The following is a 16,838-nucleotide window of genomic DNA, read 5'->3' on the forward strand; positions in this document are numbered from 1 at the left end:
GCCCCAGGGGGCAGCGGGGCGTCTCGGACGAGCGACCACACTATCGGCAGATCGAACGGGGCGGCGCGGAGCGCCTCGACGGGAGGCGGTGGCCGGGCGACGGGCGGGCACGGCGGTCCGCCGCCTGTGGACGACCCACTCGCGACGTGCCCTGCGCGGCACGGGTGCCGGGTGTCAGACGGCGGCCTTCTTCAGCCGGCGGCGCTCCCGCTCGGACAGGCCGCCCCAGATGCCGAAGCGCTCGTCCTTGGCGAGGGCGTACTCGAGGCACTCCGAGCGGACCTCGCAGGCGAGGCAGACCTTCTTGGCCTCGCGGGTCGAGCCGCCCTTCTCGGGGAAGAAGGACTCGGGGTCGGTCTGGGCGCACAGTGCGCGCTCCTGCCAGCCGAGTTCCTCGTCCGCGTCGTCGACCAGCAGTTGCTGCACCAGCTCGGTCATGTGCGCCCCTCGTCCGTCTTTCGCGTCCCCGTGATGCGGCCGTTACCGATTCCGGTTGAACGACACGAGTGAAATTACAAGTGCGCTGCTCCGGGCGAGTCAAGCTGGGATCTGCTATTGAGCCCCTTATTCACTCTGCGGAACCAAGGCCGAGCGGAAAGTGTTCAAATCACCCTAAACCTTGACGCACCTGCGGGACCCGCGGGGACCACCGGCCCCGCGCGGAGCCTCCAAGGGCCTCTGCGGGAAAGACGCCCGGGAGACCGGTCCCGTTGCGACACCCGCGCCGGTGCGAACCGGATCACAGTCGGATCACGGGATCGCAACGGCGCGCGAGACGCCCGGCCGTGCGCACCTTGTGTCCCGGGAAACGACTGAGCAAACCTTTCGCCTGACAGATGGACCGGATGAGGTGAACCATGTCCCACATACCGGGCGCCGAGTTGACAGTGCGGGAGTGAACCGTTGTCCTAGGGGGCATGCTCGCGAATCCGGCACTCACCCCGACCCGCTCCGCCGGGTTCTCCGGTGCTGCCCGCGCTCGCTGTAGCTGTCGCTGTTCCGGCTGTTGAGCCTTCTTCCGCGCTCCGGCCCCCGCCGCCGGGTCACCCACGACCCGGCGACCCGTCTCCCCTCGCCGCCGCCCGCGACCCGGGCGCACGCGACGCGACACCCCTCCCCCACCTCTTCTCCGCCAAGGAATTCCCGCGCCCATGAACAGCGACAGCGACCTGCAGATCGCCGGTGACATCCTCGAAGTCCCGCACCTCCTCCAGCCCCCGCGCGAACACCCGTCCACCGTCGCCGAGTTCGCCGGTCTGGCCCGCTCCATCGCCGCCGACCGCTCCCGGTGGGAGCACCTCGTGCGCTACGACGCCACCAGCCGCTGGTACCACCGGTTGCGCGCCGTCCCCCAGGCCCCCGGCTCCGCCGGAGCAGGGGAGGTCCCCATCGGCTACGAGGTGTGGCTGCTGTCCTGGGTGCCCGGCCAGGGCAGCGGACGGCACGACCACGGCCGCTCCTGCGGTGTCCTCACCGTCCTGGACGGCACCCTGACCGAGCACACCGGGCGCGGCACGCGCGCGTTGCCGGCCGGCGCCCAGCGGGTCCTCGCACCCGGCTCCGTGCACGAGGTCGTCAACGACGCGCTGGAGCCCGCGGTCAGCCTGCACATCTACTACCCGGGCCTGACCGAGATGCCGATGGCCCCCCGGTCCCGGTCCCGGTCCCGTTCGACCGGGGGCACCCCCGTCGCCCCGTACGGCGGGGCGCGTACGGCACCCGGCCCGGTGACTGCCTGACGCGATGCCGTGGCCGCCTGCGAGGATGGCTCCCATGCGCATTGTGGTTCTGGCAGGCGGCATCGGCGGTGCCCGTTTCCTGCGCGGTCTGAAGCGGGCCGTGCCGGACGCGGACATCACGGTCATCGGCAACACCGGGGACGACATCCACCTCTTCGGGCTGAAGGTCTGCCCGGACCTCGACACGGTGATGTACACGCTCGGCGGCGGCATCGACGAGGAACAGGGCTGGGGGCGGGCCGACGAGACCTTCCACGTGAAGGAGGAGCTCGCGGCGTACGGCGCGGGCCCGGAGTGGTTCGGGCTCGGCGACCGGGACTTCGCCACGCACATCGTGCGGACGCAGATGCTCACCGCCGGGTATCCGCTGAGCGCGGTGACCGAGGCACTGTGCGACCGCTGGAAGCCCGGCGTGCGCCTCATCCCGATGACCGACGACCGCGTGGAGACGCACGTGGCCGTCACGCTGCCCGACGGCGGCCCCGGCGAGCGCAGGGCGATCCACTTCCAGGAGTACTGGGTGCGGCTGCGGGCCTCGGTGCCGGCCGAGGCGGTGGTGCCGGTCGGCGCGGAACACGCGAAGCCGGCCCCGGGTGTCCTGGAGGCGATCGCCGGGGCCGACGTGATCCTCTTCCCGCCGTCCAACCCCGTCGTGTCCGTCGGCACGATCCTCGCCGTCCCCGGCATCCGGGAGGCGATCGCCGACGCGGGCGTGCCGGTGATCGGCCTGTCGCCGATCGTCGGGGACGCGCCCGTGCGCGGCATGGCCGACAAGGTGCTGGCGGCCGTGGGCGTGGAGTCCACGGCCCCGGCGGTGGCCGAGCACTACGGCTCGGGCCTGCTGGACGGCTGGCTGGTCGACACCGTCGACGCGGCCTGTGTGGAGCGCGTCGAGGCGGCCGGGATCCGCTGCAGGGCCGTGCCGCTGATGATGAGCGACGTCGACGCGGCCGCGCGGATGGCCCGGGAGGCGCTGGCCCTGGCCGAGGAGGTGCGGGCGGTATGAGCGACGTGCCCGCGGGCTACCGGGTCTGGCCGGTGGCCGGCCTGCCCGAGGTCCGCGACGGCGACGACCTGGCCAAGCTGATCGCGGCCGCCGAACCCGGGCTGTCCGACGGCGACGTCCTGCTGGTCACCTCGAAGATCGTCTCCAAGGCGGAGGGCCGGACCGTCGAGGCGGCCGACCGGGAGGCCGCGATCGACGCGGAGACGGTACGCGTGGTGGCGCGGCGCGGCGCGCTGCGCATCGTCGAGAACCGGCAGGGCCTGATCATGGCCGCGGCCGGTGTCGACGCCTCCAACACCCCCGCCGGCACGGTCCTGTTGCTGCCCGAGGACCCGGACGCCTCCGCGCGGACCATCCGCGAGGGCCTGCGCGCCGCCCTCGGCGTCGAGGTCGGCGTGATCGTGACCGACACCTCCGGCCGCCCCTGGCGCGCGGGGCTGACGGACGTCGCGATCGGCGCGGCGGGCATCCGGGTGCTGGAGGACCTGCGCGGCGGCACCGACGCGTACGGCAATCCGCTCGCCGCCACGGTCGTCGCCACGGCCGACGAACTCGCCGCCGCAGGCGACCTGGTGAAGGGCAAGGCGTCCGGCCTGCCGGTGGCCGTCGTGCGCGGGCTGGGGCACCTGGTGGCGCCCGGCAGCACCGAGGGCGCGCGGTCCCTGGTGCGCGGCGCGCGTGACGACATGTTCCGCCTCGGCACCTCGGAGGCGGTACGCCAGGCGGTGACCCAGCGCCGCACGGTGCGGGCCTTCACGGACGAGCCGGTCGACCCCGGAGCCGTACGCCGCGCGGTGGCGGCGGCCGTGACGGCCCCGGCCCCGCACCACACCACGCCCTGGCGTTTCGTCCTGCTGGAGTCCCCGGGATCCCGCACCCGTCTCCTCGACGCGATGCGCGACGCCTGGATCGCGGACCTGCGCCGGGACGGCAGGTCGGAGGAGTCCGTCGCCCGGCGCGTCCGCCGCGGCGACGTCCTGCGCAACGCGCCCTACCTGGTCGTCCCGTGCCTGGTCATGGACGGCTCGCACACCTACGGGGACGTACGGCGCGACGGCGCGGAGCGGGAGATGTTCGTGGTGTCCGCGGGCGCCGGCGTGCAGAACTTCCTGGTCGCGCTGGCCGGGGAGCGGCTGGGTTCGGCCTGGGTGTCGTCGACGATGTTCTGCCGCGACGTGGTCCGGGAGGTCCTGGACCTGCCCGGGCACTGGGACCCGATGGGCGCGGTGGCCGTGGGCCACCCGGCCGGGGCCCCGAGCCCGCGGCCGGAGCGGGACGCGGGCACGTTCACCGAGGTGCGGTGAGCCGGTCGCGCGGGCGCCTACCCTCATAAGGGCCCTCCGCTCCACTCCACCCCTGGGATCCCTCGTGGCAGGACGTTTCGCCCCCCGCCCCGCCCGCACGCCGGTGCGCGGCGGGCAGGCCGCCGCGCCCGCGGGGATCCCCCGCCGGGCACCGGCCCCGGCCCGGGTACGGACGTGGGTGCCGGACGGCCCGCTGGACCTCGCCCTGGTGCTCGGGCCGCTGCGGCGCGGGCCCGGCGATCCGACGTTCCGGGCGCTGCCGGACGGCTCCGTGTGGCGGGTCAGCCTGACACCGGCGGGCCCGGGGAGCCTGCGGGTGACGCGGTGGTCCGGCGGGATCCGGGGAGAGGCGTGGGGGCCGGGCGCGGACTGGCTGCTGGAGCGGCTGCCGGACCTGCTCGGAGCGGCCGACGACCCCTCCCCCTTCGTCCCCCGGCACAAGCTGCTGGCGCTCACCCGGCACCGGCGGCCGGGACTGCGGCTGACGCGCACCGGGCTGGTGCTGGAGTCGTTGATCCCGTCGGTCCTGGAGCAGAAGGTCACGACCGGTGAGGCGTACCGGGCGTGGCGGCTGCTGGTACGGAAGTACGGGGAACCGGCGCCCGGGCCCGCACCGGAGCGGATGGCGGCGATGCCCGCGCCGCGCACCTGGGCCCTGATCCCCTCCTGGGAGTGGCACCGCGCCGGGGTCGACGACAAGCGTGCGGCGACGGTCCTGCGGGCGGTACGGGTCGCCGCGCGCCTGGAGGAGGCGGTGGGGATGCCGCCGGCGGCGGCGCGGGCGCGACTGGAACTGGTGCCGGGAATCGGGCCGTGGACGTCGGCCGAGACCGTGCAGCGCAGTCACGGGGCGGCGGACGCGGTGACCGTCGGCGACCTGCACCTGCCGGGGATCGTGGGGTGGGCGCTCGCCGGGGACCGGCATGCGGACGACGCCGTGATGCTGTCGTTGCTGGAGCCGTACGCGGGGCAGCGGCACCGGGCCACGCGGCTGATCCTGCTGAGCGGCCGGGTGCCGGAGCGGCGGGCGCCGCGGATGCCGTACGGGGACATCGGGCGGTTGTAGGCGGGGGCACATGGGCCGGCGCCGGTGCGGGCCGGGACCCGTCCACGCAGCGCGGCGCCACCGGGATGCCGCCGCGCCCGCCCTCCCCCGGCCCGCAGGGGGCGTCGCCCGCACCCCCACCGAAGCCGACAGGCGCCGCGGGCGTCACCGCGCCCCCTACTGGTCCGAGGAGAACCGCACCGCCCCCGCCGGGATCCGGGCGTCGCACCACACCCGCACGCCCTCCCGGAGTTCGTTGCCCGCCCCGATCACCGCACCGTCGCCTATCACCGTGCCGGTGAGCACCGAGCGCTCGCCCACCCGTGCCCGGCTGCCGATCAGCGAGTCCGTGACGACCGCCCCCGGCTCGATGACCGCCCCCGGAAGGATCGTGCTGCCGAAGACGCGCGCGCCCTCCGCGACGAACGCGCCCTCGCCCACCACCGTCCCGCCCGCGAGCTTCGCGTCGGGTGCCACGACGGCCGTGGGCAGCACCAGCCGGTCACCGCAGCGGCCCGGCACCGCGGGCGACGGCGCACGGCCCAGCACCAGATCCGCCGAGCCCCGTACGAACGCCGCCGGGGTACCCAGGTCCAGCCAGTACGTGGAGTCGACCATGCCCTGCAGATGGGCCCCGGCCGACAGCAGTTCCGGGAACGTCTCCCGCTCCACCGACACCACCCGCCCCGCCGGGATCGTGTCGATCACCGAGCGCCGGAAGACGTACGCCCCCGCGTTGATCTGGTCGGTGACGATCTCCTCCGGCGTCTGGGGCTTCTCCAGGAAGGCGAGCACCCGCCCCGTGCCGTCCGTCGGGACCAGCCCGTAGGCACGCGGGTCCGTCACCTTCGTCAGGTGCAGCGAGACGTCCGCGCCCGTCGTCTCGTGCGTGCGCACCAGCGCCCGTATGTCCAGCCCCGTCAGGATGTCCCCGTTGAAGATCAGCACCGGATCGTCCGGCGCCGAGTGGAGCCGGGACGCGACGTTGCGGATCGCGCCGCCCGTGCCGAGCGGCTCCTCCTCCGTCACGTACTCGATGTGCAGCCCCAGCGCCGCCCCGTCGCCGAAGTAGGGCTCGAAGACCTCGGCCAGATAGGACGTGGCCATGACGATGTGCTCGACGCCCGCGGCTCTGGCTCTCGCCAGTTGGTGCGTGAGGAAGGGCACCCCGGCCGCCGGGACCATGGGCTTGGGCGTGTGCACCGTGAGCGGGCGCAGCCGCGTGCCCTTGCCGCCGACCAGGAGGATGGCTTCTGTCACCTGTCGTCTCTGCTTCCTGCCGGGACCGGCCGAACTGTCCTTCGGCCGGCCAGTGTATGCAGACCGCTCCACAGCACTGGCGACGGCGGTGCCTCCGGCGGGAAAGGACGTCCCGGACCGCCTCAGCGGCCCTGGTAACGAGCAGCCGTGGAACGTGCGGTGCCGAGCTTCCGGTAGAGCTTCCCCCCTGGGCACGCGGTGTTGAACCCGTCCCGGTGACCGGAGATCACGTTCAGTCGTACCTTCTTGCCTTTCCGGTGGAGATTGCCACCGGCGGACTCCAGGTACGTCTTTGCCCGCGGATTCACGCCGTGCAGCCCGAGTTTCCAGGCGGTGAGCCGAGCGATGGCCTTCACCGCCGAGGAGGACGGCTTCTTGGAGCCGTAGGAGCCGATCACCGCGATGCCCGTGGTGTCGGTGTTGAACCCGAAGGTGTGGGCGCCCTTGACCGGCTTCGCCACTCCCCCGGCCCGGCCCTCGTAGATCCTCCCGCACTTGTCGACGAGGAAGTTGTAGCCGATGTCCCGCCAGCCCAGGCTCCTGACGTGGTAGCGGTAGAAGCCGCGGACGAGCGCCGGGGCCTGCGCGCACGAGTAGGTGTTGCCGGAGGCGGTGTGGTGCACGAAGGCCGCCTTGACCTTGCCGGTGTACACGAACCCCTTGTCCCGCAGGCTCTCGTTCGCCCCCCAGCCGCGCCGCGTGACGATGGCGGGCCGCGGCCCGATGTACGGCCTGGCCCGCTGCTCCCCCGTCAGTTCGGACCCGCGCAGGGTGAGCAGTTCCTGCCGGGTCTGTTCACCGGTCAGCGCCGGGAGCTCGGTGGCGCCGAGCGGTGCGAGCGCGGAGTTGGCCGCGGAGGCGGCGGTCGCCTCGGTGCTCATGACGTCCGTACGGGGAGCGTCCGCGGCCTCCACCGGGGCCGGAGCGGCGGCCCCGGGGTCGACGAGTTCCAGCCGCAGCCCGGAGGGCAACGCCGGCGAGTCGCCGGACCCGGGATCACCCGCCCCTGGATCACCAGCCCCTGCTTCCCCCGCGCCTGGTTCCCCCGCACCGGAATCACCGGCCCCGGAATCACCGGCCCCGGATTCTCCGGGCTCCGGTTGCACCCGGACCTCCACAGCGTCCGAATCCCCCACCCACAGCGGCGCCGTGGCGCCGCGGACCCCGTCCGCGGCGGCCTCCGCGCTGCCCGGATCGGCCGCGTGGTCGGCGTAATGGGTCTCGACGTCCCGCCAGTCGGTCCAGGCCCGCTCCCCGGCCGCCCGGGTACGGACCTGGACGCGTCCGTGGAGTTCGGCGGCGGGGTCGTCCCAGACGACCCCGAGAAGGGAGAAGTGCCGTACGGCCCGAGGGGCGAGGCCGACGACGACGGCGCCGGTGACGCGGTCGCGGGCGAGGGGGCGCAGGGGCAGCGACTGGGTGCTGCCGGGAACGTCGGGCCGGGCCGTCACCGCTGCGCGCGTGGCCGCTTCCGCCGTCGCCGCCGGTCTCACGGCCGCCGCGGTGGCGGGCGGAGCGAGCGGGAGGGCGAGGGCGGCGGCGCAGGTGACACCGATCGAGGAAGCAAGGATTCCACGCATACTCCCGACCTTGGGCACAGCCGGCACATCTGTCCATCCGTGAGGTGACGGTCCGTCGGAGCCCGTTCGTCCGAACCGGTGTCCCGGCCGGGCGGTGCGCGCGGACGGGTCCGCGTACGCTTGCGCGGGTGAACGCGACCGACCGCACCCCTGCCGACCTGCTGAGTTCCGCGCTGGCCGCGGACCCGGGACGCCCCCTGGTGACCTTCTACGACGACGCCACCGGCGAACGCGTCGAATTGTCCGTGGCCACCTTCGCCAATTGGGTGGCCAAGACCGCCAACCTCCTCCAGGACGAGCTGTCCGTCGAACCGGGCGACCGGGTGGCGCTGCTCCTGCCCGCGCACTGGCAGACGGCGGTCTGGCTGCTGGCGTGCGCGTCGGTGGGCGTGATCGCGGACGTGGCCGGCCGGCCGGCGTCCGCGGACGCCGTCGTGAGCGGGCCGGAGCCGGAGTCGCTGGACGCCGCCCGGGCCTGCTCGGGCGCGCGGATCGCCCTGGCGCTCAGGCCGCTCGGCGGACGCTTCCCGCAGCCGCCGGAGGGCTTCGCCGACTACGCCGTCGAGGTGCCGGGACAGGGCGACCGGTTCGTGCCGTACGCGCCCGTCGACCCCGACGAGCCGGCGCTGATCGTGGCGGGGCGGGAGTTCACCGGGGCCGAGGTGGTCGAGCGCGCCCGGGCGGAGGCGACGGACCTCGGTCTGACCGGACCCGGCTCACGGATCCTGTCCGGGCTGCCCTACGACACCTGGGAGGGCCTGAACGCCGGCCTGTACGGACCGCTGGCGACCGGCGGTTCCGTGGTGCTGTGCCGCAACCTGGACCGTCTCGGGGGCGACGCCCTGGACAAGCGGGTGGAGAGCGAGCGGATCACGGCCATCAGCCGCTAGAGCCGGGGCCCGCGCCCCGGCCACCCACGCCCCGCCGCCCGGGCTCCTCACCCGTTCGGCGCAGCACCGTGCGCCGGGCACCGCCCTGCCGGGTCATCGTCGTACCAGCGGCACAGCACCGCGCCGTGCCCACCACTCCACACCGCACCGCACCCCGTCCCGGTCCCGTACGCACTGAGGGATGGCCCCGGCCATGAGCGACAACGCGAGCGCGTCCCGCGGGGCCACGGCCGACGGCCCGGGACGGACCCGGCGCCCGCGCCGGCGCCGGCGCTGGGCGTGCGGCACCGGCCTCGCGGTCGCGGCCGTGTTCGTGGCGGCCGCCGGGGCCGGCTGGGCGGTGTACCTGAAGCTGGACGGGAACATCACACCGGACGAGGCGGCCGCGGCCGAACTCGCGCGGTTCGAGAAGGAGCGCCCGACCGCTCTCGTCAAGGACGCCCGGAACATCCTGCTGATCGGCTCGGACTCGCGCTCCGGGGACGAGAACCGCCGCTACGGGCGGGACCCGGGGACCGAGCGGTCCGACACCGCGATCCTGCTGCACCTGTCGGCGGGCCGGCGCACCGCCACCGCGGTGTCCATACCCCGGGACCTGATGGTCCGGGTGCCCGGCTGCCGCCGCCCCGACGCCTCACGCTCCGAACCGGTGTTCACGCAGTTCAACGAGGCCTTCCAGGTGGGCGGTTCGGCCTGCGCCGTCCGTACCGTCGAGAAGCTCACGCGCATCCGCGTCGACCACCACGTCGTCGTCGACTTCCACGGCTTCAAGGAGATGGTCGACTCCGTCGACGGCGTCGAGGTGTGCCTGCGCGAGCCCATCGACGACAAGGCCGCCGGACTGCGGCTGCCCGCAGGCCGGGTGACCCTGGACGGGGAGCAGGCCCTCGGCTACGTCCGCGCGCGCAAATCGCTCGGCGACGGCAGTGACACCGAGCGGATCGAGCGCCAGCAGCGCTTCCTGGGGGCGCTCGTCAGCAAGGTGCGCGGCGATGACGTCCTGCTGAATCCGGTGAAGCTCTATCCCGTTCTGGACGCGGCCACCTCCTCGCTCACGACCGATCCGGAACTGGCGAGTCTGCGCAGTCTCTACGAACTGGTGCGCGGGCTGCGCGAGACCCCCACGGAAGGCGTGCAATTCCTCACCGTGCCGCGGGAGCCGTACACCGGGGACGCCAATCGGGACCAGCTCGCGCAGCCCGCCGCGGGGGAACTGTTCGAGCGGCTGCGCAGGGACGCACCCGTGGCGATCGACACGAACGGTGACGGCAAGGCCACGGAAAGGGAATCCGGGGAGCGGTCCGGCGACACCTCCCCCGCCCCGACCTTCCCGGGAAACACCGCCGCCGACGACACCTGTTCGTAAAGGCCCTCCGAACCGCCCCCTGTTCGTGAACTTCAAACCACGAAAATGGGCGGATTGCCCCTTGTGGGGCGTGTAATTCGTCACCGGCGTCGCCCGGGGAGGATCAGGACCGTTAGTGTGAGCGCTCCGGTGCGTCCGTTCCCCCAGGCACGTCCTGAGATCCCGCACTGTGTGACCGAGACCCGAGCGCCTGGGAGGGGAAAGGCGCCGCGTGGCCCCGACGGAGGATTCGAGCGACCGTGGACGCGCAAGGCCGTGGGCGGGCGGAGAACATCGACCCCGCAGACCAGTGGGTACTCAATCCGGACACGGGTGAATACGAATTGCGACTGGGTACTTCCGCAGCGCAGTCGCCGGTTCCCGGTCCGCGCGGTCCCCGCTCCTCACGCGGGAGATCCGCGCGCGAGCGGTCGGCCGCACCGGACCGCTCGTCCGAGGGGCCGGGCCGCGGGGCCCAGGGGCGCGAGACGCCCGGCCGGGAGGTGCCCTCGCAGCGCAGGCGCCGGGGCGCGCCGCAGGAACCGCCCCCGGGGCGGCGCGGGCGCCGGCCGGGGAAGAGCGGCAGGAAGCAGCCGAGGACGAGGAAGGCGCTGCTGTGGACCGGCGGCACCATGGCGTTCGTGGTGCTCGCCACCGGCGTCACCGGCTACCTGTACCTGGAGCACCTGAACGACAACATCACGTCCGTCTCCGACGACGGGGCCGGCACCGGTGGCTTCAGCAAGGACAAGGCGATCAACATCCTGGTGATCGGCACCGACAAGCGCACCGGGGCGGGCAACGAGGGCTACGGCGACACGGGCAGCGCCGGGCACGCCGACACCACGATCCTGCTGCACGTCTCCAAGGACCGCTCCAACGCGACCGCGTTGAGCATCCCGCGCGACCTGATAGTCGACATCCCGGACTGCCCGACGCAGCAGGAGGACGGCAGCCAGAAGGTGATCCCGGGCTCCACCGGCGTCCGCTTCAACACCAGCCTGGGCCAGGGCGGTCGCACGCCCAGCTGCACCATGCGGACCGTGACCGAGCTGACCGGGATCACGCCGGACAACTTCATGGTGGCCGACTTCAACGCCGTCAAGACGCTGACCTCGGCGGTCGGTGGCGTCGAGGTGTGCCTGGCCAAGGACATCGACGACCCGGACTCCCACCTGAAGCTGTCCCGGGGCACGCACACCATCGAGGGCGAACAGGCCCTGGCGTTCGTCCGGACCCGGCACTCGGTCGGTCTGGGCGGCGACCTGAGCCGGATCGCGCTGCAGCAGCAGTTCCTGAGCGCGCTGATGCGCAAACTGAAGTCGAACGACACGCTCACCAGCCCGTCAAAGATGATCAAGCTCGCCGAGGCGGGCACCGAGGCGCTCACCGTCGACTCCCAGCTGAACAGCATCGGCAAGCTCAAGGACCTCGGCCTGGAACTGGGCAAGCTCAACATCAAGAACCTGTCCTTCACCACCGTGCCGGTGATCGACAATCCCGCGGAGGCGGTGAAGGCGACCGTCGTCCTCGACGACTCCAAGGCCCAGGACGTCTTCGAACTGATCCGCAGCGACGTGTCGTTCACCGCGGTCAAGCAGCAGAAGAAGAAGGAGAAGGCCGAAGTCGCCGCCCGGCTGAAGGGCGAGAAGGCACCGGCCTCCGAGGTCCGTGTCCGCATCCTCAACGGCGGCGCACCCGGCGGCAGCGCCCAGGAGATGCTCAGCTGGCTCCAGGTCGAGGAGGGCATCGACAAGTCCGAGAACGCCGGCAACGCACCCGCGCAACTGAGCAGGACCACCCTCGAGTACGCCCCCGGCCAGGCCGCCCAGGCGCGCCGCCTGGCCGACGTCCTGGGACTGTCCGGGGCGGCGATGAAACCCGGCGAGAGCGTCACCAACGCCCAGGGCCTGCCCGCGATGTCACTGACCCTCGGCAAGGACTTCAAGGGCGCCGGGGTCTCCCTCACACCGCCGGACAAGGCGCCCGAGGACATCAAGAAGTCCACGGCGGACAAGGTGGAGTGCGCCAAGTGACCCGACGGGCCCGCCGGGCGTCCTACGGGGCGCGGGCGGGCCCGTTCCGCGGTGCCAGGGGTGGGGGGACACGACGATGACACGGAGCGGTGTGCACGAGGAGGGGGCCCGGCCGGGGACCGGTCCGCGCCGGCCCCGCCCCAGGGACGGGAACCGCTCCGGCGGACGGTCGGCTCCGGACGGCCGTGACGGCCCGGAAGGCGGCGGCCCGGAAGGCGGCGGCCGGCCGCCCGGTGGACGCGTGCCGGGGCGGGGACGGCGCGCGCTGCGCCGGTCGGCGACGGCCCTGGCCGTCCTGATACTCGGGACGTCCGGCGCGGGTTACCTGTACTACGGGCACCTGAACGGCAACATCGACAAGGGCGAGCGCAGCAGCGGTGACTCCAAGGCGCGCAGGACCGGGCCGAACGCGGCCGGGCAGACGCCGCTGAACATCCTGCTGATCGGCTCCGACAGCCGTGCCTCGAAGGAGAACGTCGCACTCGGCGGCGGCCGGGACACCCGCGGCAATCCGCCGCTGGGCGACGTGCAGATGCTGGTCCACCTCGCCGCCGACCGCAGGAGCGCGGCCGTGGTGAGCATGCCGCGCGACACCCGGGTGGACATCCCCGAGTGCACCGACCCGAAGACGGGGGAGATCCACCCGGCGGCCGACGACATCATCAACACGTCGCTGGCCCGGGGCGGCGCCGGCTGCACGCTGGCCACCTGGCAGAACCTCACCGGTGTCTACATCGACCACTGGATGACGATCGACTTCGCCGGCGTGGTGACCATGGCCGACGCCATCGGCGGGGTGGAGGTGTGCGTCGAGCAGAACGTGTGGGACCGTCCGCTGCCCGGAGTGCCCGGCGGCTCGGGCCTGAAGATGACGGCGGGGACCAGGAAGGTCGAGGGCGAGCAGGCGCTGCAGTGGCTGCGCACCCGGCACGCCTGGGGCAGCGACGTCCTGCGGACCCGGGCGCAGCGCATGTACATGTCCTCGATGATCCGCACCCTGCGGGACCAGAACGTCTTCACCGACACCGGCCGCCTGACGGATCTGGCCGAGGCGGCGACCGAGTCGCTGACGGTCTCCGAGGAGATCGGTTCGGTGGGGAAGCTGTACGGCCTGGCGATGCGGCTGAAGACCGTCCCGCCGGACCGCATCACCATGACGACGCTGCCCACCGCCGTGGATCCGCGGAACCGCAACCACCTGATCCCGGCCGGTGCCGACGCCGAACGGGTGTGGGCCATGCTCCGCGACGACGTGCCCTTCGACGGCAGGGGCGGCGGGGCGGGCGGGAAGAGGGCCCCCGCCGGCGAAGCGGCCTCCGGGGACCCGGCCGCACCGGACGGGCGGATCGACGTCCTGGTGCGGAACGCCACCCGGTCCGCGGCCCTCGGCCCGGTGGGCGGCCGGGCGGGCGCGATCGCCCGGACGCTGCTGGAGAAAGGCTTCGCCCGGGCCGTGCCGGACGCCTCGGGCGCCCTCGCCGAGGAGCGGACCGCCGTCCGGTACCCGGGCGCGGGGCTGCGGGGGGACGCCCGGCGGGTCGCCGAGGCGCTGGGCATCCCGCGGAGTTCGGTGGAGCGGTCCGCCGACGTCACGGGCGTCACGGTGGTGGTCGGCGCGGACTGGCGGGAGGGCACCGCCTATCCGGAGGAGCCGCCGCCCGGGCCGGGGGACCTGCCGGAGGACGCCGACGCCCTCAACGGCTCGGAGACGGACGCGTGCATGGACGTGTACGAGCCCTACCGCTGGTAGGGGGCTCGCGCGGTGCGGGGGACGGTTTCCGCGGCCGCGCGAAACTTGTTGAAGTCCGTTGGAGTCCCGGTGCAACTGACGGGCCCGTCGAGCGTCTAACAGGACGCAGGGCGAGCCTGCTTGACGAGGCGAGGAGTTGCCAGGGGTGGCCAGGACGGAGGCGGTGACGCAGAACGCCACGCGGGAGACGCTCGGTGACGGCGCGCGCGAGGACGACACGGAGGCGGGCCCGTCCGACGGCGGCAGCGGCCCCCGCCCGCGCCGGGCACGCCGGCTGCTCAAGTGGTCGGCGGCGGTCCTCGCACTGCTCATGACCGGCGCGGCCGGGGCGGGTTACCTCTACTACCGGCAGCTGAACGACAACATCAAGAAGGACGTCCTGAACCTGGGCGACAGCAAGGTCGCCGAGCCGACCCCGAACGCGGCCGGGCAGACCCCGCTGAACATCCTGCTCATCGGCAGCGACGCGCGGGACACCGAGGAGAACCAGCAACTCGGCGGCGCCCGTGAGACGTTCGGGGCCACCCCGCTCGCCGACGTCCAGATGCTGCTGCACCTGTCCGCCGACCGGTCCAACATGTCCGTGATCAGCATGCCGCGCGACACCCTGGTCGAGATCCCCAAGTGCACCGACCCGGACGACGGGACGGTGTACCCGGCGAGCTACGGGCGCACGATGACCAACCAGAGCCTCGGACACGGCGGTCCCGGCTGCACCGTGGCCACCTGGCAGGAGCTGACCGGCATCCACATCGACCACTTCGTCATGGTCGACTTCGCGGGCGTGGTGTCCATGGCGGACGCGGTCGGCGGTGTCCCGGTGTGCGTCGACGCGAACATCCACTCGCGCGACAGCCAGGGCCACGGCTCCGGCCTGAGGCTGTCCGAGGGCACCCACCCGATCAAGGGCGAGCAGGCCCTGCAGTGGCTGCGCACGCGCTACGGCTTCGAGGACGGCAGCGACCTCGCCCGTGCCAAGGCGCAGCACATGTACATGAACTCGCTGGCCCGGCAGCTGCGGGAGAACGCCACCCTGAGCAGCCCCAACAACCTGCGCAGACTGGCCGAGAAGGCCACCGGGGCACTCACCGTGGACCCCGGACTCGACACCGTGAAGAAGCTCTACGACCTGAGCGCCGAACTGCGCAAGGTGAAGCCGTCGCGCATCACCATGACGACCATGCCCAACCGGTACGTGGGCGCCCGCGTGGAGCCGACCGAGGACGCCGAGAAGCTGTTCCGCCTGGTCCGCGAGGACATCGCCCTCGACGGCGGGGACGCGAAGCCGGAGAAGGCCGGGGAGAGGGTTGCGTCCGACCCGGCCGCCGACGACGCCGAGATCGCCGTCCAGGTCCGCAACGGCACCCGCACCGACACCCTGGCGGCCGTCCCCGGCCGCACCGGCACCGTGGCCGGGGTGCTGCGGGAGAAGGGCTTCGCGGAGGCGACCGCCGACACCACCGGCGCGCTCGGCGAGGAACGGACGGTGGTGCGCTATCCCAGCGCGGACCTGGAGGGCGACGCCCGGCGGGTCGCCGAGGTCCTCGGGGTCCCGGCCGGCTCGGTGAAACGGTCCACCGAGGTGTCCGGCGTCACGCTGGTGGTGGGCGCCGACTGGCGCGAGGGCACGACGTACGAGGCGCCCGAAAAGAACGACAAGGACGACAAGGACGACAAGGACGACACCACCCCCGAGTCGGCACAGGCGCTCAACGGGGCCGACGACAAGGCCTGCATGCGCGTCGACCCCGACTACACCTGGTGACGCGAGGGGGCCCTTCCCGGCCGCCGGGAAGGGCCCCCTCGTACCGCGGAGCGTCAGACGGTGGGCGCGTCCGCGGGGACGGCCGGCCGCCGCGAGGCGATGACCTTCCTCGCCAGGGACCGCGGGCTGGTCAGGAAGCCCCAGCCCCACGACATGTGCATGGTGGCCAGCGCCACCGGGATCCGCAGCCGCGCCTTCGGCGGCAGCCCCCTGCCGGCCGGTACGGACCCCGCCACGATCGCCGCGAGATAGCCGCCGGGCACGACGAAGCCCCAGGGCGTGAGCGCCGCGCCGACGACGGTTCCGGCGGCGATGGCGCACACCGCGGCCGGCGGGGCGAGATAGCGCAGGTTGATGGAGCCGGAGTGGTAGCGGGCCACCACGTGCCGCCAACGGCCGTAGTCCTTGTACTGCTTGGCCAGCGCCCGCACGCTCGGCCGGGGCCGGTAGGACACCTTCAGCTCCGGCGAGAACCAGATCAGCCCGCCGGCCTCACGGATGCGGAAGTTCAGCTCCCAGTCCTGGGCGCGGATGAACTCCACGTTGTAGCCGCCCTGCTGCTCCAGCGCCTCCCGCCGGAAGACGCCGAGGTACACCGTCTCGGCGGGACCGGCCTCGCCACCGGTGTGGAAGGCGGCGTTGCCCACGCCTATCCTCGACGTCATCGCGGCGGCGACCGCCTGCTCCCAGTCGTTCTCGCCCTCGGCGTGCATGAGGCCGCCGACGTTCTGCGCGCCGGTCTCCTCCAGGAGGCGCACGGCGGTCGCGATGTAGTCCGGGGAGAGCATCCCGTGCCCGTCGACACGGACCACCACCGGATGGCGCGAGGCCCCGATCGCCGCGTTGAGGGCGGCCGGGGTGCGGCCGGTCGGATTGGGCACGGTGTGCACCCGCGGGTCCTCGGCCACGAGCTCGGCGGCGATCTCGTCCGTGCGGTCCGTGGACGGACCGAGGGCGATCACGACCTCCATCTCGCCGGCGTACTCCTGGGCGAGGATCGCGCGGACGGCGCCGCGCAGATGCCGCTCCTCGTTGAGGACGGGCATGATCACGGAAACGGCGGGGAGCCGCACGTCGGGATTGGCGTTCATAGGGGGCTCACGTTACCGCGAACGGGG

13 protein-coding genes are annotated in these 16,838 nt (G+C 73.3%); 9 read left to right on the forward strand and 4 right to left on the reverse strand.

The window, feature by feature from the left end:
* Positions 1–174: 174 nt before the first annotated feature.
* Positions 175–438: a WhiB family transcriptional regulator gene (locus ACF07S_RS06950; RefSeq protein WP_391963521.1), complete on the reverse strand. Its 264-nt coding sequence runs from the start codon at positions 436–438 to the stop codon at positions 175–177.
* 713 nt (positions 439–1,151) lie between these two features.
* Between ACF07S_RS06950 and ACF07S_RS06955 the strand changes: the two genes are divergently transcribed.
* From ACF07S_RS06955 to ACF07S_RS06970, 4 genes are all read left to right on the forward strand, one after another.
* Positions 1,152–1,739 carry a cysteine dioxygenase gene (locus tag ACF07S_RS06955; protein WP_391973618.1) on the forward strand — a complete coding sequence of 196 codons (588 nt, stop codon included), beginning with the start codon at positions 1,152–1,154 and terminating at the stop codon, positions 1,737–1,739.
* A 34-nt stretch (positions 1,740–1,773) separates the two neighbouring features.
* Positions 1,774–2,745 (forward strand): 2-phospho-L-lactate transferase, encoded by a 972-nt coding sequence (gene cofD / locus ACF07S_RS06960; RefSeq protein ID WP_391963523.1) that lies wholly within the window; start codon positions 1,774–1,776, stop codon positions 2,743–2,745.
* A complete protein-coding gene (locus tag ACF07S_RS06965) occupies positions 2,742–4,049 on the forward strand; it encodes a coenzyme F420-0:L-glutamate ligase (RefSeq protein WP_391963524.1) in 1,308 nt (435 codons plus the stop codon). Before cofD ends, ACF07S_RS06965 begins: the two co-directional genes overlap by 4 nt.
* Before the next feature lie 64 nt (positions 4,050–4,113).
* Positions 4,114–5,115 (forward strand): DNA-3-methyladenine glycosylase family protein, encoded by a 1,002-nt coding sequence (locus tag ACF07S_RS06970; RefSeq protein ID WP_391973619.1) that lies wholly within the window; start codon positions 4,114–4,116, stop codon positions 5,113–5,115.
* Positions 5,116–5,271: 156 nt separating this feature from the next.
* Here the strand turns inward: ACF07S_RS06970 and ACF07S_RS06975 are convergent, their stop codons facing one another.
* Together ACF07S_RS06975 and ACF07S_RS06980 are read right to left on the reverse strand one after the other, a co-directional pair.
* On the reverse strand, positions 5,272–6,354 hold the full coding sequence (locus ACF07S_RS06975) for a sugar phosphate nucleotidyltransferase (RefSeq protein WP_391963526.1): 1,083 nt from the start codon (positions 6,352–6,354) through the stop codon (positions 5,272–5,274).
* A 122-nt stretch (positions 6,355–6,476) separates the two neighbouring features.
* Entirely contained in the window at positions 6,477–7,934 is a 1,458-nt protein-coding gene (locus ACF07S_RS06980) for a peptidoglycan recognition protein (RefSeq protein WP_391973620.1), read from the reverse strand.
* Positions 7,935–8,062: 128 nt separating this feature from the next.
* Between ACF07S_RS06980 and ACF07S_RS06985 the strand changes: the two genes are divergently transcribed.
* The 5 genes from ACF07S_RS06985 to ACF07S_RS07005 all read left to right on the forward strand — a co-directional run bounded on the left by ACF07S_RS06985 (position 8,063) and on the right by ACF07S_RS07005 (position 15,720).
* Complete coding sequence (locus tag ACF07S_RS06985; protein ID WP_391963528.1) at positions 8,063–8,824, forward strand: TIGR03089 family protein; 762 nt, start codon at positions 8,063–8,065, stop codon at positions 8,822–8,824.
* Positions 8,825–9,017: 193 nt separating this feature from the next.
* Positions 9,018–10,190, forward strand: a complete 1,173-nt coding sequence (locus tag ACF07S_RS06990) for an LCP family protein (protein WP_391973621.1) — start codon at positions 9,018–9,020, stop codon at positions 10,188–10,190.
* 239 nt (positions 10,191–10,429) lie between these two features.
* A complete protein-coding gene (locus ACF07S_RS06995) occupies positions 10,430–12,205 on the forward strand; it encodes an LCP family protein (RefSeq protein WP_391963530.1) in 1,776 nt (591 codons plus the stop codon).
* 76 nt (positions 12,206–12,281) lie between these two features.
* A complete protein-coding gene (locus ACF07S_RS07000) occupies positions 12,282–13,955 on the forward strand; it encodes an LCP family protein (protein ID WP_391973622.1) in 1,674 nt (557 codons plus the stop codon).
* A gap of 163 nt (positions 13,956–14,118) precedes the next feature.
* Positions 14,119–15,720 (forward strand): LCP family protein, encoded by a 1,602-nt coding sequence (locus ACF07S_RS07005; RefSeq protein ID WP_391973802.1) that lies wholly within the window; start codon positions 14,119–14,121, stop codon positions 15,718–15,720.
* A gap of 53 nt (positions 15,721–15,773) precedes the next feature.
* On the opposite strand, the gene ACF07S_RS07010 is transcribed toward ACF07S_RS07005, so the two are convergent.
* Positions 15,774–16,811: a glycosyltransferase family 2 protein gene (locus ACF07S_RS07010; RefSeq protein WP_391963532.1), complete on the reverse strand. Its 1,038-nt coding sequence runs from the start codon at positions 16,809–16,811 to the stop codon at positions 15,774–15,776.
* Positions 16,812–16,838: the final 27 nt, after the last annotated feature.

Source organism: Streptomyces sp. NPDC016640 (assembly GCF_043076215.1).
Taxonomy (GTDB): Bacteria; Actinomycetota; Actinomycetes; order Streptomycetales; family Streptomycetaceae; genus Streptomyces.